Source organism: Bacillus sp. JJ1764 (genome assembly GCF_036962145.1).
Classification (GTDB): Bacteria; Bacillota; Bacilli; order Bacillales; family Cytobacillaceae; genus Neobacillus.
In genome coordinates, this window is record NZ_JBALNY010000072.1 from 9,035 (window position 1) to 33,012 (window position 23,978).

Here is a 23,978-nt window from a genome sequence, read left to right on the forward strand (position 1 = left end):
CTGACATTCCATCAGCATCGATAACCGGAGATTTTGTAACGGTGTCATGCATTCCCATTACATTAGAATCAAGACCAGTTACCACGCAGCAATCACAATTTTGGGCATCTGACTCCTGCTTTAGTTCAACTACATCATACCCTTTTTCTTTGAGTGCTTGTTGAATGTTCGTAAGTGATTGTTCAACACCAATTCTTGCCATACAAAACACCTCCTCCCTCAATATTTTGCCTACATTTTATTAAAATATTCTCGTATAACAGTAAAGCACCTTTCAAAAGCTAAGATGGGAGGTGTGTCAATTGAGTAAACGCAAAAAAGATCCATCTAAAGTTGGGTTAAATTCATCGCAGGTAGAAGGTCAAGGAACAACAACAACAGAAACGGGATCTGTTGAAATGCCGTCATCTAGAAAAAAACAGAAACGCTATTAATGACCATAAAGAAAGGGCACCACAATCGTGATGCCCTAACTATTATTTATACATTTCTGCAATTTGCTTTTGCAAGTCGCTGTTTTCAAGATATTCATCATAAGACATTTGTTTATCCACTAAACCAGTTGGTGTTAATTCGAAAATACGATTAGCAATGGTTTGGATAAATTGGTGGTCATGTGAAGAGAACAATAGTGAACCTTTAAAGTTAATTAAGCCGTTATTTAGTGCGGTAATAGACTCTAGATCCAAGTGGTTTGTAGGTTCATCTAACACTAACACGTTGGCGCCGCTAAGCATCATTTTGGATAACATACAGCGGACTTTTTCTCCTCCTGAAAGGACACTGGCTTTCTTTAATACTTCTTCACCAGAAAATAACATTCTACCTAAAAATCCGCGTAAAAAGCTTTCACTGTCATCTTTTGGAGAGAATTGACGCAGCCAATCAACCAAATTTAAATCACTACCCTCAAAAAACTCTGAATTGTCCTTTGGAAAATACGCTTGAGAAGTAGTAATCCCCCATTTAAAGCTGCCGCTGTCCGCTTCCATTTCACCCATTAAAATTTTAAACAAAGTGGTTTTTGCAAGTTCATTGGTACCAACAAGGGCAATCTTATCTCCTTTGTTCATGATAAAGCTAATATTATCAAGAACTTTTTCACCATCAATCGTTTTTGTTAATCCTTCCACTCGCAATAAATCATTCCCTATCTCGCGATCAGGTGTAAATCCAACATATGGGTAACGACGGGAAGAAGGTTTGATATCATCAAGTGAAATTTTGTCCAATAATTTTTTTCGGGAAGTTGCCTGTTTTGATTTAGATGCATTCGCACTGAAACGAGCAATAAAGCTTTGCAACTCTTTAATTTTCTCTTCTTTCTTTTTATTGGCATCTTGCGCCATTTTTAACGCTAATTGACTCGATTCATACCAAAAATCATAGTTTCCTACATAAATTTGGATTTTACTAAAGTCTAAATCAGCGATATGGGTACAAACCTTATTTAAGAAATGACGGTCGTGGGATACGACGATGACCGTATTTTCAAAGTTGATCAGAAACTCTTCCAGCCACTGGATTGCTTTAATATCTAAGTGGTTGGTTGGTTCATCCAAAAGTAAAACATCTGGTCTGCCAAATAATGCTTGAGCCAGTAATACTTTTACTTTTTCAGAACCTGATAATTCGGCCATTTTCTTATAATGGAGGTCTTCACCAATGCCCAATCCTTTTAAAAGGATGGCAGCTTCTGATTCAGCTTCCCAACCGTTTAATTCGGCAAATTCACCTTCAAGCTCCGCAGCCTTCATTCCATCTTCGTCTGTGAAATTTTCCTTCATGTAAATAGCGTCTTTTTCTTGCATAACTTCGTAAAGTCTTGTATGACCCATAATGACGGTTTTTAAAACTTCAAATTCTTCATATTCAAAATGGTTCTGCTTTAATACAGCCATTCGTTCATTTGGACCAAGCTGCACAATCCCAGATTGCGGCTCAATTTCTCCAGAAAGAATTTTGATAAATGTAGATTTTCCTGCACCATTGGCGCCGATTAGACCATAACAATTGCCGGGTGTAAATTTAATATTTACATCTTCAAACAACTTACGGTCACCATATCTTAAACTTACGTTACTAACGGTAATCATAGTTAAAACATCCTCCAAAAAACCATATTGCTTTTAATTATACCAAAAAAAATGAAGAAGGGCTAATCTTTACTTTAGTATCAGGTTAAAAAACACATTTTTTTTTTGGAAAAAAATTAAAAAATTTTTTACGTTTTCACACTTTATTCATAAATTTGGTGTAAAATTGGGGTAAGAAGTAAAAGAAGGTGAGAAGTGTGGCCCAAAAACAACTGGCTGAACTTGTAAATAAATTAAAAAAGGCTGGAATTAAAGCGAGTTTAACAAAACCAAAGTCCAATTACCTTTTACCTTTGCAACCAATAAAAAAATACCCTTCATCCGTCAATTAAATAAGGAAATAGGTAATGAAAAGCGATTAATCCAATGGACTAACCGCTTTTTTTGTTTATTCTATTTTGTCTAAGATTTTTTTCTTTACTTCTTCTTTATTAAAATCTTTCCCCATTGGGAATTTAGCGACAAACTTATTATTTTCATCTACTAAATAGGTGAATGTAGTATGGACAAACTGGCCATTTCCTGGATCTTTATACTGAAATTGCAACGCATCAGTCAGTTTTCTTAATTGTTTTTGATCATGTTTAATATTCTTTTTCTCTCCGGTCAGAAATACCCAATGTTTATTTTCTTCGATACCAAACCCATTCATATACTTTGATAATACTTCTGGAGTATCACGATACGGATCAATCGTTACGGTAATAAATTCGATATTTTTGCCGAAAACTCCGCTTTTCGTTAATTCCTTTTTCAACTCAACCATTTTTTGTGTTGTTGTTGGACAAACATCTGGACAGTGTGTGTAGATAAATTCAATCAGCTTTAACTTCGTTTTATCTTGACCAAAGGTATATTTCTCACCGTTTTGAGTTGTCATCGTTACATTAGAAGGAATGGTTGCATTCGCATCACGGATCAGAAAAAATGAAATTCCTGCAGCAATTCCCAGAAAGATGGTTAAACCACAAATAAGATAAATTCTCTTCATTCGTTTTCCCTCCTAACAATTAAGATTAAAGAAGTTTCTTTGAAAAAGATATGGATATTTTGTGAACAAATAATCATGTGTTAGTAAGGTTTTTCCTTTATAATAATATATAAGAATAATAGGAACATTCTGAGTTTTGGTTGAAAGACAGGTGGTTTATATGGTCAGGCAAGTTTGCACTATAGTATGGCAACTTTTCCTGCTTATCATCCTATATCAAATGGGCGCATTCATTTCAAAACTACTTCATTTACAAATCCCAGGGAATGTAATTGGAATTCTTTTGCTTTTATTGCTTTTGTGGACAGGATTTTTGAAAGTGGAGCAAATTGAATTGGCTTCAGCTTTGCTCTTAAAACATCTCGGCTTTTTTTTCATTCCCATTTCGGTAGGCTTAATGACACTGGGAAATCTTTTCGGATTAAAGGGTGTTTATCTATTGATTATTCTTGTGATCAGTGCAATAGCGGGACTGATTGCGGCAGGAAAAACAACTCAAAGAATTATTTTAAAATCAAAAAAGGAACAAAAAGACCATGATTACACTTTATAGTATTTTAGTAACCATTGCCGTTTATATTTTTACTCTCTTTTTATCGAAAAAATATCCTCTTCCGATTACGAATCCTGTTTTTCTAAGTAGCGGTATTGTCATATGTTTACTTTTGGCATCACATATCACCTATGATGAATACATTCCCGCAAAAAGAATCATGACCTTTTTGCTCGGACCTGCTACAGTGGCCTTGGCCATTCCTATCTACAAAAATGGCAGCTTGATAAAAAAATATTTTGCTGCAGCATTTTCTGGAATGATCATGGGCAGTGTTGTGACCATTTCTATAGCCATCATCCTAGCGAAGATGCTGCATTTTTATAAAATCCTTTTGATTTCATTAAGTATTAAATCTGTAACCATACCAGTTGCGGCGGAAATAAGCAAAATTGTTGGTGGTAATGTTTCTTTAACAGCTGCTGTTGTTATCGTGACGGGAATGATTGGGGCGATGTTTGGGCCTCGAATATTATCGGTGTTCAAAATTGATCATCCATTTGCTAGGGGGGTTGCTATTGGTACAATTGCTCATGGAATTGGAACAGCTGAAGCCATCAGAGAAGGGGAAGTGCAAGGGGCGGTATCTGGAGGAGCGATGGGAATTGCGGCTATTATTACATCTTTTATCATTCCATACATCGCTCCCTACATTTTTTGAAGCGGATTATTCTACATTACAAAAAGAAACGGGACAATTTTCACAGTCATTTTCTTTTTTTAAGTATTCAAGGTCGTGAATAGTAATCATTTTATGGTGAATGGAAATGATTCCTTCCTTTTTTAAATGACCCAATGATCTGCTAATAATTTCCCTTGCAGTTCCGGAAAAATTAGCCAATTCCTGGGTAGTTAGCGGAACGGTGATGTGGATCCCATCTGCTTTCACAACTCCATAACTATTTGAAAGTCTTATTAAGGTAGAATACAGTGCACCCTTTTTTCCGTATAATACCAAATCACGGAACTTTGTCATGGTCCGACGCATATGATCATTCATCCATTTTAAAAATAGATAGGAAAACCTGCTATTTTCAAAGATTGCCTTTTCTAATGAATCTAGATGTATAGCAGCTACTGTACAATCCTCAATGGCCCTCGCATTAAAAATATATCGTGGGTCTTCAGTAAACAAGGTTAATTCACCGACAATTTCATTGGCAGAGCATAGTCGCAAACATAACTCCTGTCCTTCCATATTCATTTTTGAAATGTGAATTCTCCCATTCATTATTAGATACATCTCTTTGGCAGCTTGCCCCTCTTGGAAGAGAAAAGTACCCTTTTGGACCGTTAGTATTCGTCCGGTTGTTTTTAATAGCCCAATAAATTCATCAGTTAATGCATGTTCAGCTGTATTGTTCGTCACAACTATCACCCAACTATTTTATTTCCTAATTCTATCATAGTAGAAAAATGAAATATTATATGGCAGTTTTGTTAAAGGTTTTTGAATTTTTAGCCAAGAAATAAAAAAAGCCTTCCAAATTGGAAAGCCTACAACATTTTATTCAAATAAATGCGTCTCTTCTTCTTGATTATGTATTTCAAAAACAACCAACAAACCTTCAAAGTAACGAATAGTCTCCTCCGAAATCTCCTCTTTTTGCAAATGGTCTTTGATCTTCTCAAGGATTAATTCCAGTAGTTGATGATCACGTTTTAATTTGATAATCGTTTCCTGTAATTCTGGCTGTTCTTTGAGCTTTTCAACAAAAAAACCTTCCTCCTCTGATTGTGCATGGGCAAGTGTCCGTTGCTCCCAATGTTCAGTCAACGCTTCACAGACCTCTTTTATTTTATCTTGATTATTTTCCTTAAAAAGTTGCTTTAATATTTTTGTTAAATCACGGGCTTCTACATAAATACCATCATGTATCGCATGATGGGAATGCTGTTTTCGTAAAGAGGGTCCAGACATGTTTATACTCCTTCATAAGTAATCTATTCCATTCATACCCATAATCACTTTTTTTATAACTTTAAAATCCACCTATTTCCTGCATACATTGACAATTTGTGGAGAAGTTAGTAGATAAAAAATGTCATAAGAAGGTGAGTAAATGGAGCGGAAACGAGCACCGTTTATGAAGAAATTAAAATTCTTCGGTCAATCAAGAGATATGGCAGAGCATGCGGTATTGTCACCAATGGACCGGGAGACAGAAAAAATTTACCGGCGTAGATGGCAGCATGACAAGATTGTCCGCACGACTCACGGAGTGAATTGTACCGGCTCCTGCAGTTGGAAGGTCCATGTAAAAGATGGCATTATCGCGTGGGAAACCCAACAAACGGACTATCCCTCAACAGGTCCAAACATGCCTGAATATGAGCCTAGGGGATGCCCAAGAGGCGCAAGCTTTTCTTGGTATATTTATAGCCCGCTTAGAGTTCGCTATCCATATGTCCGAGGCAGTCTATTAAAAATGTGGCGAGAAGAATTGAAGAAGGCAAATGACCCTGTGGCCGCATGGAAAGAAATAGTCACCAATCCGGAAAAAACAAAAAGATATAAACAGTCAAGAGGAAAGGGTGGACTGATCCGAACTTCTTGGGATGAAGTAACCGAGCTGATTTGCGCAGCATTAATTTATTCGATTCAAGAATTTGGTCCGGACCGAATATTTGGATTTTCACCAATCCCGGCGATGTCAATGGTTAGCTATGCCGGTGGTGGCAGATTTTTATCACTATTGGGAGGTTCACTTTTAAGCTTTTATGATTGGTATGCAGACCTTCCACCGGCATCTCCACAAGTCTGGGGTGAACAGACAGATGTACCGGAAAGCTCTGATTGGTTTAATTCTTCCTACCTATTGGTGTGGGGATCGAATGTGCCGCAGACTCGAACTCCTGATGCCCATTTTATGGTCGAATCACGTTATCGGGGCACAAAGGTTGTAGCTGTTAGCCCGGATTATGCCGAGTATGTAAAATTTGCCGATAACTGGCTGAATGTGCAGGCAGGGATGGACGGAGCACTGGGAATGGCCATGACCCATGTGATTTTAAAAGAGTTCTATGCGGATAAAGAAACAGAGTACTTTGCTGATTATACCAAGAAGTTTACCGACCTGCCCTTCCTCGTAAAATTGAAAACACATGGCGATCATTATGTTTCGGATACTTGGACCAATCAAGATCTTCTAACGAGCTCACTTTCCCAGTCACAGATTCTGTTGTTGAAATTTCGTTTTTTACCTTAGAAAGAACGGAAAAGGCACTGACACCAGAAATCGATTGGAACGTCGCAATGAGGGCCATGATAAACAGAATAGTCATGGCGATGCGTTTCGTCCAATTTCTTGTTTTATTCATTATATTTTTTCACTCCTCCAGAAATATTCATTCCCAAGATCTAAGGAATTATTCAAAAAAGGAGTTGTAAAAATTTATAAAACCACCTAAAAATAAAAACCCTCAAAAAATGAGGGCTTAAAACATTTGATATCCATTTCTACGAAGCATTTTAATGGTAATTCCGGCTGCAATGGCACCTGCCAGTCCACTTGTTAAAATCAGGATATCAGCAGTTGCCAAGGAGGCCAGTTTTTGTCCCAAACTATGAAAAGCAGCACTGCTATCCGTAAAATATTCGACAAATCGGACCTTATCTATGATTAAGATGGCTATGATTGGATAAATAATCGCCATAATCCACGACATTCTCAGGAGCATATTTAAAATAAAACCGATTCCAAAAAACAAAACAAAGAATAATAGGATCGATATAATTAGCACTACAATGCTCATTTGCATGGTAATTCCCCCTTTGCATCAACTTTTAGTGTACTAAACCGCTGCAAAGAGAGTCAATAAAATAAGCACAAAAAAATAGCCCTTCGAAAAAAATCGAAGAAGCGATTGGATCTGCATTATTCTTTTCTCTTGCCTGTTCCCCCACAGCAGGCACAAGTTTCTGTGCCGCCAAGGACTAGCTGAAAATACCCGTTCCCCGCACAATAATCACACGATTTCAAATCGAGGCTCTTTACAGTCATCCGATCATCTCCTTAAAATATTGACTTAATATTCTGATAATATATCAAGAATAGCCAAAAAGCAAAGAGCAAAATACGTTCAAAATAGATGAAGAAAACGGATACATGTAAAGTTTTCTTTCATTTACGAAGTGATCCTCAAATTTTCTAAAAATTACAAAAATAATTTATATGCCGTATAACCAAACTGGTCACCAGGATTCATTCCGTCTATTCCCGGTTTGAACATATTATCATTTTGTTCAATGAGATACTTTAATAAAATCGAAGCATCTGTCTCCAGCAGCAGCTCCTCCGGAGAAATAAACCTTGCTTCATACAGCTCATGCTCTTGGTGAACAATCTTTCCTTCCCCCATTGGCTCTAAGAGGAACACAATCATATTATCACTAATTTCACCTTTTATGACGCCCGTCCTTAATCCGAGCATTCCCTTGACCGTACATTCTATTCCCGTTTCTTCCTTTACCTCGCGGAGTACTGCTTGATCTGCCGTTTCACCGGCATCAACAAAGCCGGCCGGCAAGGACCATTGCCCCTTTAATCCTCCATACCGCTTTTTCACAACAAGCCAGCGTCCGTCTTGGGATATTACTAAACCGGAAACACCGAGCCATACTTTTCCGCGCTTTTCTTTCCCGCTCATATTAGCCCTCCCTCCTATTCTTCTATCCTTATCATAACAAAAAAGAGGGTGTCCTATATGATCCTAATCTTCCCGTTAGTCCACCTTTTTTAGCAGATCAACAAGGCCTTCAATATTCTTAACTATATAATCGGTATGAGTTTTATCCCCGATTTCGTGAGCATCGATCAGAATGGTTTTACAACCTAATTTTTTTGCAGGAATGATTTCATTGATAGCATTATCACCGATACTGAGAATATTTGAAAACTTCATATGATAATGGTCGCGGATTTTTATAAAATACTCCTCAGTCATGACCGGCTTCTGTCCTTCAAAAATCATATAGTCAAAAAAATTCTTGAATCCCAGCTTTTCTACTATCACCTCACTATCTTTTTGAGGCGAATTTGTATAAAGCACCAGTTTTTTCGTTTTTGACAGTCTTTGAAGTTCTTCTTTATATCCTTTAATTTCTAACATCTGAAACTTGGCAGACATCATAAATTCTCTTGTTTCCAGAAAAGATTGATGAGCCTGTTCACTCGTTAGGCCATAATGTCTGGCAATCGAAACAGGGATCCACCAATAATCCCCCACATTAAGAAGAGAATGCAGATTAAATTCCAATTCATTGTGATAAAGTTCTCTTATTTTCTCTTCGGACAGTTCTTTTCCTGCCCAAGTGAAAGCTTGAAGCACTTTTCCATCTTTTTGGATTAGTATGATATCTTGTTCAGCATCATACACGGTACCAACTTTTAACGGATGCTTATTGTCTTTCACTATTTGATAATCCCTATAAAAGGAATTCCTATTTGACGGGGCTAACTTTTCGCAAAGGCGGTCGGCATAATAATCAAAATGATGAGTATCTCCATATAAAGTCCCGTCCAGGTCGAAAACGATGACTTCGATTTCCTTCAACATAAAAAGACCAACCCCTTTGGAATGTATGACAGATTTGGGTTAGGAACTCAGGAGGGATTCCTGTCGTTTTCACTCTGATTGGGTTGAAATTTTACCGAGTCCTCGATTGGAACGGATTCCAGTCCATAACCAGTAGAACTGATTTCCAATACCTGTTCATTTTCTTTGGCCTTTGATGTTGAAGTTGTCTGATGCAAGGAATCATATTCTTTTTCCATTTTACTTGACCTCCCTCTGTTGTTAGTTTTTCTAAAATAGTATTTGCAATAAACACAAATTCATTTCTGGTCAAAATATCTGCAAAATAAAAAACTGACTCAAAAGAGTCGTCCATCAACGACTTTTTGAGTCAGCCTCATAAATAATTAAAAGAAATTAAATTTACCTTTTTTCAATACAAGTCCAGCGCCGCCAATCATAAATAGTGAGCGGTTATCGATGACTTTTTTCATGAAAGAGGCTTTTGCACCGGTTACCTTTTTGCCAAATACTACGCCGATGGCATCATCTTCACCAAGTGAGCAAACCGTACCTTTGTTATCAAAATGGAATAGTTCAAGATCGGTTTTATTACGAACAAGCGCTGCAAGATTCTTAGCCACATTCTCACCCTGCTGCATGGAAATTTGGGCAGTTGGTGGATATGGACGGTTGATTTCTTCGTTAATAACCAATGAACAGTCCCCGATGATAAAGACATCGTCATGACCTGAAACACGAAGGTCAGGCTGTACCTTAACACGACCTCTCATAGCTTCGAAACCTGATTTTTCAATGATGGAATTTCCGCGAACACCTGCAGCCCATACTACAGTACCAGCTTTAATTTCGCGTGGTTCATCTTCACCTTTGGCAACAAAAATTCCTTCAGGAGTTGCTTCTTTAATGGCCGTTCCAATTAGGAACTCTACACCTTTTCGCTCTAAAGTTTGTACGGCATAGTTTACTAATTCCGGATCAAAACCAGGAAGTACAGTTGGTGCAGCTTCAACGCAGATGATTTTTACTTTGTGCAGATCTACATCATATTCAGCACATAGTTCAGGAATACGGTTTGTTAATTCTCCAAGGAATTCAATTCCGGTAAATCCAGCACCGCCAACTACAATCGTTAAACGAGTTTCATCTTTTTCTTCTTCCATGTTGTACGTAGCAAATTGATACTCAATATGTTCACGTAACTGACGAGAGGAATTGACGTTGGTAATACCGAAAGCATATTCTTTCAAACCTTTAATACCAAATGTTTCAGGTTCACCGCCTAGGGAAATAACTAAATAGTCATAATCCACTTCGCCGCTTTCTAAAATGACTTTTTTCTCATCTTTATTGATTTCCACAATAGTACCTTGAACAAAATCCACTTTGCTGCGATCAATAACATCGCGAATATCATAACGAACCTTGTCATGATGTAAGGTACCTGCAGATGCCTCATGCAGCCATGTCGTCTCATAGTGATAATCATTTTTATTGATCAACACTATATCTGCTTCATTTACACCAAGATGCTTTTGTAATCGCACTGTTGTCATTAATCCGCCATATCCTGCACCCAGAATAACAATTTTTGGCTTTCTCACCGTAATCTTCCACCTTTTTGATTTTTTTATAATCCTGTCAATTGACGCTTTTACCTAATTTTCCACTGCTTTATGAAAATTATTTTTGTAAATAAGAATAAGTATGTGATATATTTCACGAACATGAACATAGTAAAAGAGTGAATGACAAGTATGAACTTTATTTTTAAGAAAACATTATTTTGTAGCAAATGTTCTCTTTTTCACAAGACACAATATCGTACTTTATTTGTCACAAAAATTTAACAATCTATTCTCACTACATCATATGCTACTTTTAAGAGAAATTCAAGACATTTAGTCCATTTTATTAACAAAAATATAGGAGAAACCCGCTTTGTTTCTGTCAGAATATTCTACCTAAACATGTGAAGGATTTTCCATTTTATGATATTATAGGGAAAGGGATTTCTAACATATGGGGGGATCATACGTGCAGGAAGATCAAAAGGTTTATGATATAACTATTATCGGCGGCGGTCCTGTTGGTTTATTTACTGCCTTTTACGGTGGGATGAGACAAGCGTCAGTGAAAATCATTGAAAGTTTGCCACAATTGGGCGGTCAATTATCGGCCCTATATCCCGAGAAATTTATTTACGATGTTGCTGGGTTTCCAAAAGTCCGGGCCCAGGAACTGGTCAATAATTTAAAAGAACAAATGGCCAAATTCCAACCAACTGTTGCGTTAGAGCAATCTGTTGAAAAGTTAGAAAAGCAGGAAGACGGTCTCTTCAAACTAACCACCAATAAAGAAGTACATCTTTCAAAGACAGTCATTATAACTGCGGGAAATGGTGCCTTCCAGCCTCGTCGTCTGGAGCTAGAAAGCGCTGCTCAATATGAACGGAAAAATATTTACTATTTTATCGATGATTTACATCAATTCGCCGGCCAAAAAGTCGTTGTCTTTGGCGGTGGAGATTCAGCAGTTGACTGGGCCTTAATGCTTGAACCGATTGCGGAAAAGGTGACAATTGTGCACCGCCGCGATAAATTCCGGGCCCATGAGCATAGTGTCGAAAACTTGATGAATTCCAAAGTGGATGTAAAAACCCCCTATGTACCTGCTGAATTAATTGGGGATGAAGCAGGAATTAAACAAGTGGTCATAAGCAGTGTTAACGAAAATCAAAAAGTAGCCATAGATGTTGATGCTGTCATTTGTAATTACGGCTTCGTTTCTTCATTAGGCCCTATAAAAGAATGGGGTTTGAACATTGAGAAAAACTCCATTGTCGTAAACTCCAAAATGGAAACCAATATTCCGGGAATCTATGCAGCCGGAGATATTTGCACGTATGAGGGAAAAGTAAAATTAATCGCCTGCGGCTTTGGTGAAGCTCCAACAGCGGTAAACAACGCCAAAGCATTCATGGATCCAAAGGCGAAAATTCAACCATTACACAGCTCTTCCATGTTTGATAAATAAAGTCGAAAGGCGCCCAAAAATGGACGCCTTTTTTATTAACATTCTTCAGGTGTTCCTGTTTCAGTAGCTGTTCGGAAAGAAGAACCGCAGCCACATGAGGCAATGGCATTCGGGTTATCGATGGTGAACCCGCCGCCCATCATGGATTGTTTATAGTCAATTTTGGTCCCTTGTAAAATCGCAGCACTCTCTTTATCAACAAGAATCTTAATCCCAAACTGTTCAAATTGCTGGTCATCTTCGTTCACATCATGCTCGAAGCCCATGCCGTAGGAAAGTCCGCTGCAGCCGCCTCCTTTTACACCGACACGTAAAAAAGCGCCCTCTTCTTCATTGTGCTTCATCATATCTTTGATCTGCAATGACGCAGCTTCCGTCAAAATAATGATATCTTTACTCATGATCTTCCCTCCTTCAAAAATGGAGCTATATGTATAGTATATACAGTGCCTGTATGGTTCTCAACTAATTAGAACCCATTTTTCAGCATTAAAATAAGGGAGCCTTGTCAACTCCCCATCTATTAAAACATTGGATTTTCCTCTAAATATTGATATATGTTATCAACAAGTTCATCAGGAGTCTTGCCGGTTACGACCTCTCCATTTACTAGAGCGTAAAGGGTTGTGACGCATTTTCCGCAATACCCGAGGCATCCATATTCAATAATATCCAAATTTGGATCTTTTTCTAATTTTTCCAGCGCTTTTTGAGCACCATTCGCTAGGTTGCTGATACAAAATTCGATAATCGGCTGAATCATGTTTTCACCTCTTTACTACCTCATAATCCTACTTCATTTAACTAAAACCGTCAATTAACATGATTATGAAAATGTGTCAAGTTTCACTATATAAAAGTTGTTATTTCGACACATTTTAGATATACTCGAAGATGACAATAGGCGAAAAAAGTAATACTCATTTGAATGTCAGCATTTTGCCTTTGAGTGCTATTTAAAACAAAAATATAAAAAGCTTATACGGAAATGAAAAAAGGGGAATGTAAAAAATGAAAAACCTAGTGATTCTTGGAGGCGGTTACGGGGGAATGAAAATTCTCAGTGAGTTGCTGCCAAACGACCTGCCTGAGGATGTGAAGATAACTTTAGTTGACCGGGTACCGTATCATTGCTTAAAAACAGAGTATTATGCATTGGCTGCGGGAACGATTTCAGACACTGATGTTCGAGTGGCTTTCCCAGAGCATCCACAATTAACGGTGAAATACGGAGAGATATTAGGTATTGATTTATCTACTAAACTTGTAAAGTTAAAGGATAATGAACCCATCTCCTACGATGATTTAATTATCGGACTTGGCTGCGAGGATAAATATCATGGAGTTCCAGGTGCTGAACAGTTTACCTACAGTATTCAGTCAATAGAAAAATCACGCAGTACCTATTCCGCTTTAAATAATCTGCCGCCTGGATCAGTAGTTGGGATTGTAGGAGCTGGACTTAGTGGTGTGGAACTGGCAAGTGAGTTAAGTGAAAGCCGCGATGACATTCATATTAAATTATTTGACCGCGGGAAACACATTCTTTCCGCCTTCCCTGATCGATTAAGCAAGTATGTGGAAAAATGGTTTGTCGAGCATAATGTTGAAATTATTAATAATGCCAATATCACTAAGGTTGAGGAAAACCTGCTGTACAATCACGATCAAGCGATTCCTTGTGACGTGATTGTTTGGACAGCCGGTATCCAAGCAAATAAAATTGTTCGAGAATTAGAGGGAGAAAAAGATTCTTCAGGCAGAATGGTCATTACACCTAGACATCATTTACCGAATGATGAGCACGTATTTATTCTGGGTGACTGTGCAAGCTTGCCACACGCCCCAAGTGCTCAACTAGCAGAAGGTCAAGGTGTGCAAATCGTCGAAGTGCTAAAGGCGCGCTGGAAAGGCGAAGAGCCGCCAGAATCATTCCCACAAATCAAATTAAAAGGCATCCTTGGATCACTAGGAAAAAAACACGGCTTTGGCCTAATGGCAGACCGCCCAATTACTGGCCGTGTCGCTCGATTAATAAAGTCGGGGATACTTTGGATGTACAAATTCCATAACGGTTGATAAAAAAGAAGCATTCCACCCAAACGGAATGCTTCTTTTTCATTTATTCTACATTAGCTGCCCTGTGCGCCAAACGGCTCGATGCCGCAGCAGCAATCGCTCCCACGATATCATCCAGGAAGGTGTGGCATTTTCCCGTAGATTTATCATTTAAGTATGCCAGAATCCCCGGCTTTAATTTATCAATATAGCCATAATTGGTAAAGCCGATCGAACCGTAGACGTTTACGATGGAAAAGGCAAGAATTTCGTCCACCCCATACAATCCTTCATCAGTGCCAATAATCGATTGCAGCGGTTCTTCCAGCATGCCTTTTTCCGCTAACACATCTAGCTGAATGCCGGTTAGAATCGCGTTTTGGACCTCCCGCTTGGAAAGTACCTTTTCCACATTGGCTATACAATCACTTATTTGCAAATTTTTATGATATTTTTCTTGTAAAAAGAAAACTAAATCGGCAATATCTGAAACTTCCACGCCTCTTTCTTTGAGCCATCTCCGAGCTGTTTCCTCCACTTTATCTGTTTTATTGTCTGACATCCCTTATATCACCTTTTCTAATAGATATTTTTCTATATATTAGCTATGATATGCAATTTTCTCCATAACAATCAAATAAAATGTCTTTTTTAACCATATATATGACTTAGAAGCAGATCCAATAAGGGGTGAAATTTATGCTGCAGCAAATGCTTGAACACCGCTTTGGCATTAGGGCAGAGGAACAGCTCAAAATAGATCGTTATGACGCTCTTAGAGGCAATGGCTGGCTGTACTTAATCTCGAATCCGGGCTATCGGGAGGAGGAGGATATCTCAGAGCTTGAAAAAATAACTCAGCATCTACGAAGCAACGGGGATCAACAAGTGCCGTTTATTATGCAAACAAAAGATAGCCAGTTTATTACGACGTGGGAACAGAAAAAGTATTGTGTATTGGCACAGCGTCCGTTAGAGCAGAGGCGGCGTCAGATGAAATTGGGGCGCAAATTGGCAAAACTTCATGAGCGCGGTAGGAATGTGCCATTTCAGATTCAACGGTTAACCCGAGTCGGGCAATGGAAATCGTTATGGGAAAAGCGTCTGGACCAAATGGAAAAAGTCTGGAATGGATTGCTTTTTCAAACACCCGAGGATGAGTTTGAGCAGCAATTTATCGAATCATTTCCCTACTATATGGGCTTAACAGAAAATGCTATTCAATATTTGGTTGATTCGGAGATTGATGATACGCCGACAGAAACTGACGGGGGTACCGTTTGCCATGAACGGTTCACGAATAAAACATGGAGTGGCCAATATATCATTAAAAATCCTTTTGATTGGGTATTTGATCATCGCAGCCGTGATTTGGCGGAGTGGACAAGAGAACGGTATTTTCGCAACATCCAAACCTATGACGTAGAGGTAAAGCAATTTTTTGATGAATACCAAAGCATTTCACCTTTGTCTCCATTTTCATGGCGTCTATTATATTCCCGGTTGATTTTTCCGCTGCACTATTTTGAGTGTATTGAAAATTATTATATTACCCGCTCCGAGCAGGAGAAAAAATACTTGGAGGAGCAATTAAATAAAATATTAAAGCAGTCTTCTGATTACGAACGGTTCCTTGCCAGATTTTTTCAAATAACTGGTGCACCGATAAACAGACTCAATCTCCCGTTGCTGGAATGGCTTTATTAATATGCTAAAATATAAGCAATTGTGTGGGAAAGGATCTGTATAGTATGAGGCCATATATTTTTATCACTAGAAGAATTCCAGAGACGATCATTCAAAGCCTTAAGGAAAAATTTGATGTTAATATGTGGAAATATGAGGACATTCCTGTTCCCAGAGAAATTTTAATAGCAGAGGCCAAGAAGGCAGATGCACTTCTTACCATGTTAACCGAGAGTATTGATGAGACCATTCTAACGGCCGGAAGGAACTTAAAAGTTATTGCTAATAATGCCGTTGGCTATGACAATGTGGATGTAACAACTGCCACAAGAAATAAAATTGCTGTTTGCAATACTCCGGATGTCTTAACCGATGCCACTGCTGATTTAACGTTTGCTCTTTTGATGGCCACTTCACGCCGGGTTGTTGAAGCAGCTGAGTTCGTCAAGCAAGGAAAGTGGCAAAGCTGGAGTCCATTCCTGTTGGCAGGTCAGGATGTTCATCATAAAACCATTGGAATTGTCGGTATGGGGAAAATCGGTGAGGCTGTTGCGAAACGTGCCTCTGGTTTCGAAATGCAGATTTTATATCATAACCGTACGAAGAAGCCAAAGGTGGAACAGCAGCTTGGTGCTGTCTATACTACCTTTGATGAGTTGATTGAAAAAGCAGATTTCATTGTTTGTCTCACCCCGTTAACATCGGATACAAGGCATTTATTTAACCGGTCCGTGTTTAAAAAAATGAAATCGACAGCGATTTTTATTAATGCTTCGAGAGGTCCTGTTGTCGATGAGCAAGCGTTATTTGAAGCTCTGACCGCTGGGGACATTGCCGGAGCTGGCTTGGATGTTTTTGAAAAAGAACCGATTTGTGCCGATCATCCATTGCTCCGCTTGCCAAACATTGTGGCTTTACCGCATATTGGCAGTGCTACCCAAGAGACTCGTCAAGCTATGCTGCAGCTGTGTGCGGATAATATTGAGGCCATTTTAGAAGGAAAACAACCGAAAACGCTCGTGAATAAAGACTGGACTCCCATAGTTCGGGCCTGAATCCACAGTCTTAGGCCCCTATACGAAAAAAGCGATTGCTCTTATTTTAGCAATCGCTTTTGCTTTTTCAATTAAAATACTTGTTCCACTTCTACAACACCAGGTACTTCTTCAAGAAGCGCTCTTTCAATACCTGCTTTTAATGTGATCGTTGAGCTTGGGCAAGAACCGCAAGCCCCCAAAAGGCGAAGCTTTACAATACCTTCCTCTACATCAACTAATTCACAATCTCCGCCGTCGCGAAGAAGAAATGGACGTAATTTATCTAATACATCTTGAACTTGTTCAAATATTTTGTCTTCCAAACTAATCGCTCCTTTCCTATAAAATATTATACTGTCATCGGCTTTAAAAATCCATTCTCAGTAATTGCTAAAACACACATTTTAGAACGTTTTCTTCGTTATTAGCTTAATAATATTGTAAAATAAAAGAAAAACGTTGGGAATGATTTGATGGAATTTACAGAAGTTGAAGTCGTTCTTTATGGTGCAGAGCAGCTATGCCCAAGCTGTGTCAATCTGCCCTCTTCAAAGGAAACCTATGAATGGCTCCATGCGGCCATTGCCAGGAAATTCCCGGAACAACCTTTTACGATTACGTATGTTGATATTGAACACCCGCCACATGACCCGAAAAAAAATGAATTTGCCAGACGGGTTATGGAGGAGGATATGTTTTATCCGGTTGTTGTCATTAATGATAAAGTAGTTGGTGAGGGCAATCCTCGACTGAAAACTATTTTTGCAGAGTTAGAAAAATACGGATATAAAGCTGAAAAAGAGGATGGAATCTAACCCATCCTCTTTCTTACGGCTCCCACTGATCTAATGAATCAATCACGTAGGTTGGTTTGCGGTCATACCCTGAAAGCATTTCTTTTGTGGTCACTCCGGTGTGCACCAGTAAAGTATCCATTCCAGCTCTCATTCCAGCCATTATATCAGTATCATAATAATCTCCAACCATAATGGTTTCTTCTTTGTTTGTACCAATTACTTTTAAAGCCTGTTCCATGATGATGGTTTCAGGCTTACCAATAAAAGTGGGCTTTGTTTGAGTCGAAACCGCCACTACGGAGGTAAATGAGCCATTGCCTGGCAAGAAACCTCTTTCTGTTGGAATAGCAATGTCACTATTGGTAGAAATAAAGGTCGCCCCGTTGCGAACGGCTAAGCAGGCAATCGCTAATTTTTCATAGTTGATTTCATGGTCAATTCCCATGACAACCACCTCTGCCTGTTCCTCTGCAAATGTAAAACCTTTTTCGGCAATAGCATTTCTCAGTCCTTCTTCTCCAATCACATAAACGCTAGCATCTTTTTTGAAGTCGTAAATATAATTAGCCGTTGCCATACTCGAAGTGAAGATATGATGGGGTGTAGCAGGAATATCAAAGCTTTCCAATTTTTCCGCAACCTGCTCGGGCGTTCTTGAAGAATTATTGGTCACAAATAAGTAAGGTATGTCTTGCTCCTTCAGTTTTTTGACAAAATCAGAAGCCGCTTCGATTCGTTCTATCCCGCGGTACATTGTGCCGTCTAAGTCGATTAAATAACCTTTGTATTTTTTCATGATGATCACTCCTAAAATAAGAAAAGACCGTGCTTGACGGTCCAAAGATTAATTTCTAAAGGCGGATACTGGTCCCAATTCGTTTGTTAGGTAATCACGCACATTGCTGCTGAAAACTTCTAAGGCTGGCATTAGGGTAGAAAATTTCTCAGTCAGTTCGGCATGGTCAATTTCCGTGTAGAATTGAACCAATTTTTTTCGATATGAAATCAGAACTTTTAAGTTCTCCCCTGTTTCCTTTTTGACGACCTTTTCATCGATTAAAATATCAATTATGTCATCATAACTGCCAGGGTCGCGCATGATAAAACCGTCAATCATCGCATTCCCGACATCCAATACGGATTCAAGCATCATGTGGGTGAGCCGTTCCAGGGCTGCTTTTTCCAATGGTGTGTTCCATTTGTGCTGACTTTTGAAAAGACCCGTTTGTGTCTCAAGATAGAGTAAGGTGGTTTCAATTTTTTCACGATCAACAAAATACATGTGTTCCACTTCCTTTAGTATTAGAGCTAGTTCGCAATCTCATTCATTAGCAAAGTTGGCGGAGCGTAAAAATAACCTTGGGCCAGATCAACATTATTTCTTGTTAATACTAAGGCCTCATCTTCATTTTCAATACCTTCCGCAACCACCAATGAACCGGCTTCCCTGGCAACCAGCATTAATCCCTTTAACATCGACTCTTTTAAAGAATTTTTATCAATATTTTGAATGACAGAACGATCGATTTTAATAACGTCTGGCATGATTTCACCAATGGTGCTAAGGTTGGAATAGCCGGAGCCAGTATCATCCACAGCAATTTTATAACCCATTAGGCGCAATTTCTTGATATTGTAAGAGAAATTCTTTAAACCAGTAATGGAATCGTTTTCGGTTACTTCAAAAGTAATTTGTTTTGGCGAGATTCTACCGCCATATTTCCTCATCAAGTTCTCCAAATCTCTGGTAAAGCGAATATTCCCCAACGTAATGGGAGTGCAGTTAACAAAAAAATTACTTTTGTTTTTGTTTCCTTTTATTTGTTCAATTGCTTTTTCAATAACGAGCATTTCTAATTCATATAAGGTTCCAGTTTGCCTGGCCACAGAAAAGAGAGTTAACGGATTTTCAAGCGACGTCCCCTTTGGTCCGCGGGTTAAAATTTCCCATGCCCAAATTTCCTTTGTTTCCACGTCAATAATCGGCTGCGCCATTAAACGAATGTTCTTTTTTGAGATGATTTTCTTAATGTTGTAAATCATATTATCATATTTGGTCGCCAACCGTTTCTCAGCCATTGCAATCGCTTGTCTGTGTGCTTTTGCCACCATATCCTGGATGGTATAATGGTTTTTTTCTATAAACATATACCCGGTCTCAATCGTTAATGGAACCGAAGGGTATTCAGTTTGTAACCCTTGCTCGACAATAAGGGCAAGGTTTTTGACAAGTTGATCGATATCCGATAATCGGTACCGGTCATAGTCTACCTTAAGATAAAGGGTAATCCCTTCTCCATACTGATCATGGAGCATGATGATATCTTGTTCGTTCAATTCCTTTAACACAGCGAGACGAAATTGTTTCTTAATCTGTTTTATTAGCTGATGATGCTGGATTTGTGTCAGTTCTGCAGCAACATCGATAAAGTTTTGCAGGTTATAGACAATGACTACAACCTCTTTCCCTGATTGAATGGCAGCGGTTACACCCTCACTTACAGGGTCCCTCAATGTGAAAGAGGGTGGATAAAAACGCAATGATGAATGCGGCAACAATACCTTACCCCATTCGAGTATGCTGTTAGCCTTGTTAAGGTATCGACGAACCATTTCATTCATCCCTCGCGAGTCCTGCAGATTTATCTACATTGTAACATATTTTGACAGATTTCGCGGCTTATTCCTGATTTATTTTACAATTTTTACGAAAATGACGTACCTCCCATAAATGATAAATATTTGGTACTATTAGAGAGTAAATAATCAAAAGGAGTTTGTTGCTGTGAGTGATCGCTTTTTTTTATATGATGATACAGAAAATACCAAAACACGATTTGTCAGTTTCGTTGGGGAAAATCAACGCTATGACTTGGCTATTGTCCAATCAGACCGCCATTACGGGAAGTTTTTGGTGTTAAATATGCAGGGAAATCGTTATGCCATCATTGGTCCAGATGATTTGGCGGAGGAAGGTTATTTGGAATATGCGTTTCAAATTTCGGATGCGGAAGCGGAAGAGCTTAAATCGTTCCTAACAGAAATGTTGTAATGAGCTCATGTTTTTCACTCTTTTTGTCATAATAAGGTCAAAGGAGTGAAAAAATTCATGGAAAACAATGACTCTGAGAAATATACCGAACTTTCGAATGTGGAAAAGCAACGAAATTATTTGACGGCAGAGGAATTTCCAGACGGCCCCTTCGGTTCGCCGATTAGACGGGATGAGCCGGTCCAGCTAAAAAGCACACCTTGGAAAGAGGGACAGCGCCGGTATAGCAATTTTAATTATGAATTTAAATCTCTCCATCAGGATCTACCTAGACAAATGGAAGGTGCTCACCCTACCCACGATGATCCGGCAACGGATGATCAGGAACCTTATAAAAAGGCAAACCAATAAAAAAAGCGGAGGCGCTCAGTGCTTCCGCTTTATTTTTTGACTTTTTTTATGACAAAATAGGCACAGCCGAAATTGCAGTATTCGTACAAGTATTCACTGAGGGTGCTGATTTTTGTATCAAAGGTGGCTTTTTGATTTTGGTCGTCGAAAAAACCCTTTAACCGAAGTTGGCCGTAACCCCAATCGCCCACAATGTAATCATATCTTGATAAAATATCACTGTATCTCGCTTTAAACGCCTCTTCATTAAAGGCCTCGCGAAATTCCTGCACAAGTTCATATGAAGTATTGTTAACGGTAATCATTCTATTGTCACCTCTTTTTGCCAGACAATTCTAATTCCCATTATAACCGATTCCCCATGAATTACTAAGAAAAAAAACAATCCTATTGGTAAATCTATAAAAAGGAGGTGTTTTAGTTGAAAAAACTGGCTATAATCATCGGATTATGCTCCATGACCGCTCTTTCCGCCTGTTCTAGGGATTCTGCCCATCAGGATGTATATGAGGAAAGCGGCAATACCATTAACGTGAACAATAAACGCCATGAGCTTTATCGTGAGGGCGGTGCGAACGGAGTCCGCAATGTCAGCAATGATTACGGATTTGTCCGGCATCAAAAAAGCCCAATTATGAATGATAATAACAGCAATACGAGTTATGCTGCCATGGACCGGGAGCAGGTCGCACACGTGATCAGCAGTCTGAGTACGAGTATTCCACACGTGAATGATGTCGCAACCCTTGTCACCGACCAGGAAGTGTTAATAGCGTATCGAACTAACTCAAAAAATCGCCATTTAACGGCTGATCAAGTGAAAAAGACAGGGATGTCTGTTGTACCAAGATACTATCACGTCTATGTGACCGATAATAAGCATTTACTTCGAGATGTAGAGAATTTAGCCAGTCTGGATTCGACAGGCAAAAATTCCCGGGATCAGGTAAACTATGTCATCTCACAAATGAAAAAGTCTCCCCAAGGGGCACGTATGAACAAAAGTGAAGATGAAAATGGTCTGACACCGGATGATTATAAGACCAATAATGTCCCTAAATAAAAATTTTTAATAAGTTCAGTCCTTTTTTGGGGCTGAACTTTTTAACGATGTCTTTTCCGTTGTGGAACATGATAAAATAGTTTGAAGGCACGAGGAAAAAGGAGTCGGGGGCAGATGAATAAGGTAGAGATTATTGCACGCCGAGTTATGGGATGGACATTGAATCGGTGGGATCGTTGGTATGATTTTGAAAACGGTGCTTTTATAGCCGTTTGGGATTTTCAACCACAGCAGAACTTGGACCACGCGATGCTTATTGTTGAAAGGATGAAGAGTTTAGGATTTACATATAGGACAAATGGGGTTTCGGAGGCATGCTTTAATGAAGTATGTGAGAGCGGTGAGACGTTGGCTGAGGCGATTACCAATGCAGCCTTCTCTATTGCCGATAATAGCCCGATTGATGAAGGATGGCTGTAGTAGATTACAGTCTTTTTTTTATTTAAACTGGTGCCAATGAAACCGATTATACTGAAATTTTCGTTTTCAGGTTGGCAGCCCGGATCTATTTGACCTGTTTTACGGGGAGTCTTCTGTTTTCGGGCTGGCAGCAAAGCGAGCTACAAAAAAACACACGCCTTATTCCCTGCTGAGAGGTGGGCGTGTGCGTTTATTTTATGCTTCTTGTGCGTTTTGTTCCCCTAGCAACTGCTTATGCTTGGCAGCTGCATTTACCTGCTCGTCCGCATGATAAGAGGAACGAACCAGCGGGCCTGCCTCACAATGGCTAAAGCCTTTGCTGATGGCAATCTCACGCAATTCATTAAACTCATCTGGGCTATAATATTTTTCAACCTTTAAATGGCTCTTTGTCGGTTGTAAATATTGTCCGATTGTCATGATATCAACATGATTTGCTCTAAGATCGTCCATAACCTCTATAATTTCCTCTTTTGTTTCACCTAGACCCACCATTAAGCTGGATTTGGTCGGAATGCTTGGATACATTTCCTTGGCACGGCGAAGAAATTCAAGGGATCGATCATATTTTGCCCGGGCACGGACTCTTGGAGTCAGGCGGTGGACGGTTTCAATATTATGATTTAAGATATCAGGCTTAGAATCCATTAACGTTCGTAAATTCTCTTCTTTACCACCCATATCAGATGGTAGCACTTCGATACTTGTGAATGGATTTTTCCTACGGATCGCGCGAATTGTTTCAGCGAAAACAGCAGCACCGCCATCCTTCAAATCATCGCGAGCTACAGCTGTTACAACCACATGTTTTAAGTTCATTAACTGAACAGAATCCGCCACTCTTTCCGGCTCTTGCCAATCGAGTTCCGTCGGTAATCCTGTTTTAACTGCACAAAATCGGCAGGCACGTGTACATGTATCGCCGAGAATCATGAAAGTTGCTGTACGGCGGGAACCCCAGCACTCATGAATATTCGGGCAGCGTGCCTCCTCACAAACCGTATGAAGACCTTGCTCCCTCATCAGCTTCTTCAAACCTGTATATGACTCATTCGTATTCAACTTAATCTTCAACCACTCGGGCTTCCGCAAAACATCCTCATTCCGCTTACTTCCCATATCAAAACACCCCTTGCTTAAACGACTCTAAATAACAATTCTACTGTTGTCACTTTAACATACTCTAAAACCTACGACAAGCAAATGAGGCCACTCCCTTCAGTTTTTCCTATACCCACTTTGGAAAAAGGAGTTGTCCGCCCCACGTGAACAAAATCGCCAGTTTTGTCTTTTTGCGGTG

General features: G+C 39.2%; 32 protein-coding genes and 2 pseudogenes. 14 read left to right on the forward strand and 20 right to left on the reverse strand.

Annotated elements, in window-relative coordinates; genetic code table 11:
• Window positions 1-202 (reverse strand): YkuS family protein (locus V7083_RS11710; RefSeq protein WP_335477864.1); only part of this gene is annotated, 202 nt, incomplete at its 3' end.
• 91 nt (window positions 203-293) lie between these two features.
• Here V7083_RS11710 and V7083_RS11715 point away from each other — a divergent pair.
• Entirely contained in the window at window positions 294-434 is a 141-nt protein-coding gene (locus V7083_RS11715; protein WP_435553403.1) for a YuzL family protein, read from the forward strand.
• 42 nt (window positions 435-476) lie between these two features.
• Here the strand turns inward: V7083_RS11715 and V7083_RS11720 are convergent, their stop codons facing one another.
• A complete protein-coding gene (locus V7083_RS11720; RefSeq protein WP_335477868.1) occupies window positions 477-2,096 on the reverse strand; it encodes an ABC-F family ATP-binding cassette domain-containing protein in 1,620 nt (539 codons plus the stop codon).
• A 197-nt stretch (window positions 2,097-2,293) separates the two neighbouring features.
• On the opposite strand from V7083_RS11720, the gene V7083_RS11725 reads away from it, so the two are divergent.
• The gene (locus V7083_RS11725) at window positions 2,294-2,428 is read left to right on the forward strand and encodes a hypothetical protein (protein ID WP_335477869.1); all 135 of its coding nucleotides are present in this window, start codon (window positions 2,294-2,296) and stop codon (window positions 2,426-2,428) included.
• A gap of 56 nt (window positions 2,429-2,484) precedes the next feature.
• On the opposite strand, the gene V7083_RS11730 is transcribed toward V7083_RS11725, so the two are convergent.
• Complete coding sequence (locus tag V7083_RS11730) at window positions 2,485-3,087, reverse strand: SCO family protein (RefSeq protein ID WP_335477871.1); 603 nt, start codon at window positions 3,085-3,087, stop codon at window positions 2,485-2,487.
• Window positions 3,088-3,307: 220 nt separating this feature from the next.
• Here V7083_RS11730 and V7083_RS11735 point away from each other — a divergent pair, with 220 nt between their 5' ends.
• Both V7083_RS11735 and V7083_RS11740 read left to right on the forward strand, forming a co-directional pair.
• Entirely contained in the window at window positions 3,308-3,640 is a 333-nt protein-coding gene (locus V7083_RS11735; RefSeq protein ID WP_335477959.1) for a CidA/LrgA family protein, read from the forward strand.
• Window positions 3,624-4,301: an LrgB family protein gene (locus V7083_RS11740; RefSeq protein ID WP_335477873.1), complete on the forward strand. Its 678-nt coding sequence runs from the start codon at window positions 3,624-3,626 to the stop codon at window positions 4,299-4,301. Before V7083_RS11735 ends, V7083_RS11740 begins: the two co-directional genes overlap by 17 nt.
• Before the next feature lie 6 nt (window positions 4,302-4,307).
• On the opposite strand, the gene V7083_RS11745 is transcribed toward V7083_RS11740, so the two are convergent.
• Complete coding sequence (locus V7083_RS11745) at window positions 4,308-5,009, reverse strand: Crp/Fnr family transcriptional regulator (protein ID WP_335477875.1); 702 nt, start codon at window positions 5,007-5,009, stop codon at window positions 4,308-4,310.
• A 138-nt stretch (window positions 5,010-5,147) separates the two neighbouring features.
• Entirely contained in the window at window positions 5,148-5,561 is a 414-nt protein-coding gene (locus V7083_RS11750; protein ID WP_335477877.1) for a hemerythrin domain-containing protein, read from the reverse strand.
• Between the two features lie 142 nt (window positions 5,562-5,703).
• Between V7083_RS11750 and V7083_RS11755 the strand changes: the two are divergent.
• Window positions 5,704-6,765: pseudogene (locus tag V7083_RS11755) on the forward strand (molybdopterin-dependent oxidoreductase); the annotation flags it as partial.
• A gap of 313 nt (window positions 6,766-7,078) precedes the next feature.
• Here V7083_RS11755 and V7083_RS11760 read toward each other — a convergent pair.
• The 6 genes from V7083_RS11760 to V7083_RS11785 all read right to left on the reverse strand — a co-directional run bounded on the left by V7083_RS11760 (window position 7,079) and on the right by V7083_RS11785 (window position 10,782).
• Window positions 7,079-7,402 (reverse strand): YuiB family protein, encoded by a 324-nt coding sequence (locus V7083_RS11760; RefSeq protein ID WP_335477879.1) that lies wholly within the window; start codon window positions 7,400-7,402, stop codon window positions 7,079-7,081.
• A gap of 116 nt (window positions 7,403-7,518) precedes the next feature.
• Window positions 7,519-7,644: a YuiA family protein gene (locus tag V7083_RS11765; RefSeq protein ID WP_335477881.1), complete on the reverse strand. Its 126-nt coding sequence runs from the start codon at window positions 7,642-7,644 to the stop codon at window positions 7,519-7,521.
• A 154-nt stretch (window positions 7,645-7,798) separates the two neighbouring features.
• On the reverse strand, window positions 7,799-8,290 hold the full coding sequence (locus V7083_RS11770; RefSeq protein ID WP_335477883.1) for an NUDIX hydrolase: 492 nt from the start codon (window positions 8,288-8,290) through the stop codon (window positions 7,799-7,801).
• Window positions 8,291-8,365: 75 nt separating this feature from the next.
• On the reverse strand, window positions 8,366-9,199 hold the full coding sequence (locus V7083_RS11775; protein ID WP_335477884.1) for an HAD family hydrolase: 834 nt from the start codon (window positions 9,197-9,199) through the stop codon (window positions 8,366-8,368).
• Between the two features lie 47 nt (window positions 9,200-9,246).
• Window positions 9,247-9,417, reverse strand: a complete 171-nt coding sequence (locus V7083_RS11780) for a hypothetical protein (RefSeq protein ID WP_335477886.1) — start codon at window positions 9,415-9,417, stop codon at window positions 9,247-9,249.
• A gap of 147 nt (window positions 9,418-9,564) precedes the next feature.
• The gene (locus tag V7083_RS11785) at window positions 9,565-10,782 is read right to left on the reverse strand and encodes an NAD(P)/FAD-dependent oxidoreductase (protein WP_335477887.1); all 1,218 of its coding nucleotides are present in this window, start codon (window positions 10,780-10,782) and stop codon (window positions 9,565-9,567) included.
• A 433-nt stretch (window positions 10,783-11,215) separates the two neighbouring features.
• On the opposite strand from V7083_RS11785, the gene V7083_RS11790 reads away from it, so the two are divergent.
• Entirely contained in the window at window positions 11,216-12,214 is a 999-nt protein-coding gene (locus V7083_RS11790; RefSeq protein ID WP_335477889.1) for an NAD(P)/FAD-dependent oxidoreductase, read from the forward strand.
• Window positions 12,215-12,249: 35 nt separating this feature from the next.
• Here V7083_RS11790 and V7083_RS11795 read toward each other — a convergent pair whose 3' ends face one another.
• Window positions 12,250-12,615, reverse strand: coding sequence for a HesB/IscA family protein (locus V7083_RS11795; RefSeq protein ID WP_335477891.1), 366 nt, complete (start codon window positions 12,613-12,615; stop codon window positions 12,250-12,252).
• A 122-nt stretch (window positions 12,616-12,737) separates the two neighbouring features.
• A complete protein-coding gene (locus tag V7083_RS11800) occupies window positions 12,738-12,977 on the reverse strand; it encodes a YuzB family protein (RefSeq protein WP_335477893.1) in 240 nt (79 codons plus the stop codon).
• Window positions 12,978-13,225: 248 nt separating this feature from the next.
• On the opposite strand from V7083_RS11800, the gene V7083_RS11805 reads away from it, so the two are divergent.
• Window positions 13,226-14,293: an NAD(P)/FAD-dependent oxidoreductase gene (locus tag V7083_RS11805; protein WP_335477895.1), complete on the forward strand. Its 1,068-nt coding sequence runs from the start codon at window positions 13,226-13,228 to the stop codon at window positions 14,291-14,293.
• Between the two features lie 43 nt (window positions 14,294-14,336).
• Here V7083_RS11805 and V7083_RS11810 read toward each other — a convergent pair whose 3' ends face one another.
• Complete coding sequence (locus tag V7083_RS11810; RefSeq protein ID WP_335477897.1) at window positions 14,337-14,834, reverse strand: phosphatidylglycerophosphatase A family protein; 498 nt, start codon at window positions 14,832-14,834, stop codon at window positions 14,337-14,339.
• 137 nt (window positions 14,835-14,971) lie between these two features.
• Here V7083_RS11810 and yutH point away from each other — a divergent pair, with 137 nt between their 5' ends.
• Together yutH and V7083_RS11820 are read left to right on the forward strand one after the other, a co-directional pair.
• Window positions 14,972-15,979, forward strand: a complete 1,008-nt coding sequence (yutH, locus tag V7083_RS11815; protein WP_335477899.1) for a spore coat putative kinase YutH — start codon at window positions 14,972-14,974, stop codon at window positions 15,977-15,979.
• A 44-nt stretch (window positions 15,980-16,023) separates the two neighbouring features.
• On the forward strand, window positions 16,024-17,013 hold the full coding sequence (locus V7083_RS11820) for a 2-hydroxyacid dehydrogenase (protein ID WP_335477901.1): 990 nt from the start codon (window positions 16,024-16,026) through the stop codon (window positions 17,011-17,013).
• A gap of 71 nt (window positions 17,014-17,084) precedes the next feature.
• Here the strand turns inward: V7083_RS11820 and V7083_RS11825 are convergent.
• A pseudogene (locus tag V7083_RS11825) lies at window positions 17,085-17,306 on the reverse strand (NifU family protein); the annotation flags it as partial.
• A 162-nt stretch (window positions 17,307-17,468) separates the two neighbouring features.
• Here V7083_RS11825 and V7083_RS11830 point away from each other — a divergent pair.
• The gene (locus tag V7083_RS11830) at window positions 17,469-17,810 is read left to right on the forward strand and encodes a YuzD family protein (RefSeq protein ID WP_335477902.1); all 342 of its coding nucleotides are present in this window, start codon (window positions 17,469-17,471) and stop codon (window positions 17,808-17,810) included.
• Window positions 17,811-17,823: 13 nt separating this feature from the next.
• Here V7083_RS11830 and V7083_RS11835 read toward each other — a convergent pair whose 3' ends face one another.
• Genes V7083_RS11835 through V7083_RS11845 form a run of 3 tightly spaced genes read right to left on the reverse strand, consistent with a single transcriptional unit; the run spans window position 17,824 to window position 20,405 of the window.
• Window positions 17,824-18,588, reverse strand: a complete 765-nt coding sequence (locus V7083_RS11835; RefSeq protein WP_335477904.1) for a TIGR01457 family HAD-type hydrolase — start codon at window positions 18,586-18,588, stop codon at window positions 17,824-17,826.
• A 48-nt stretch (window positions 18,589-18,636) separates the two neighbouring features.
• A complete protein-coding gene (locus V7083_RS11840) occupies window positions 18,637-19,074 on the reverse strand; it encodes a DUF86 domain-containing protein (protein ID WP_335477906.1) in 438 nt (145 codons plus the stop codon).
• A gap of 26 nt (window positions 19,075-19,100) precedes the next feature.
• Window positions 19,101-20,405, reverse strand: a complete 1,305-nt coding sequence (locus V7083_RS11845; protein WP_335477908.1) for an EAL domain-containing protein — start codon at window positions 20,403-20,405, stop codon at window positions 19,101-19,103.
• A 172-nt stretch (window positions 20,406-20,577) separates the two neighbouring features.
• Between V7083_RS11845 and V7083_RS11850 the strand changes: the two genes are divergently transcribed.
• Window positions 20,578-20,844 (forward strand): DUF3055 domain-containing protein, encoded by a 267-nt coding sequence (locus V7083_RS11850; RefSeq protein WP_335477910.1) that lies wholly within the window; start codon window positions 20,578-20,580, stop codon window positions 20,842-20,844.
• Window positions 20,845-20,901: 57 nt separating this feature from the next.
• Entirely contained in the window at window positions 20,902-21,195 is a 294-nt protein-coding gene (locus V7083_RS11855) for a cytosolic protein (protein ID WP_335477912.1), read from the forward strand.
• 29 nt (window positions 21,196-21,224) lie between these two features.
• Here V7083_RS11855 and V7083_RS11860 read toward each other — a convergent pair whose 3' ends face one another.
• Window positions 21,225-21,500 carry a YutD family protein gene (locus tag V7083_RS11860; RefSeq protein WP_335477914.1) on the reverse strand — a complete coding sequence of 92 codons (276 nt, stop codon included), beginning with the start codon at window positions 21,498-21,500 and terminating at the stop codon, window positions 21,225-21,227.
• 116 nt (window positions 21,501-21,616) lie between these two features.
• Here V7083_RS11860 and V7083_RS11865 point away from each other — a divergent pair, with 116 nt between their 5' ends.
• Window positions 21,617-22,258 (forward strand): YhcN/YlaJ family sporulation lipoprotein, encoded by a 642-nt coding sequence (locus V7083_RS11865; protein WP_335477916.1) that lies wholly within the window; start codon window positions 21,617-21,619, stop codon window positions 22,256-22,258.
• A gap of 114 nt (window positions 22,259-22,372) precedes the next feature.
• Window positions 22,373-22,678 carry a BC1872 family protein gene (locus V7083_RS11870; protein WP_335477918.1) on the forward strand — a complete coding sequence of 102 codons (306 nt, stop codon included), beginning with the start codon at window positions 22,373-22,375 and terminating at the stop codon, window positions 22,676-22,678.
• Window positions 22,679-22,873: 195 nt separating this feature from the next.
• On the opposite strand, the gene lipA is transcribed toward V7083_RS11870, so the two are convergent.
• A complete protein-coding gene (lipA, locus tag V7083_RS11875) occupies window positions 22,874-23,797 on the reverse strand; it encodes a lipoyl synthase (protein ID WP_335477920.1) in 924 nt (307 codons plus the stop codon).
• Window positions 23,798-23,978: the final 181 nt, after the last annotated feature.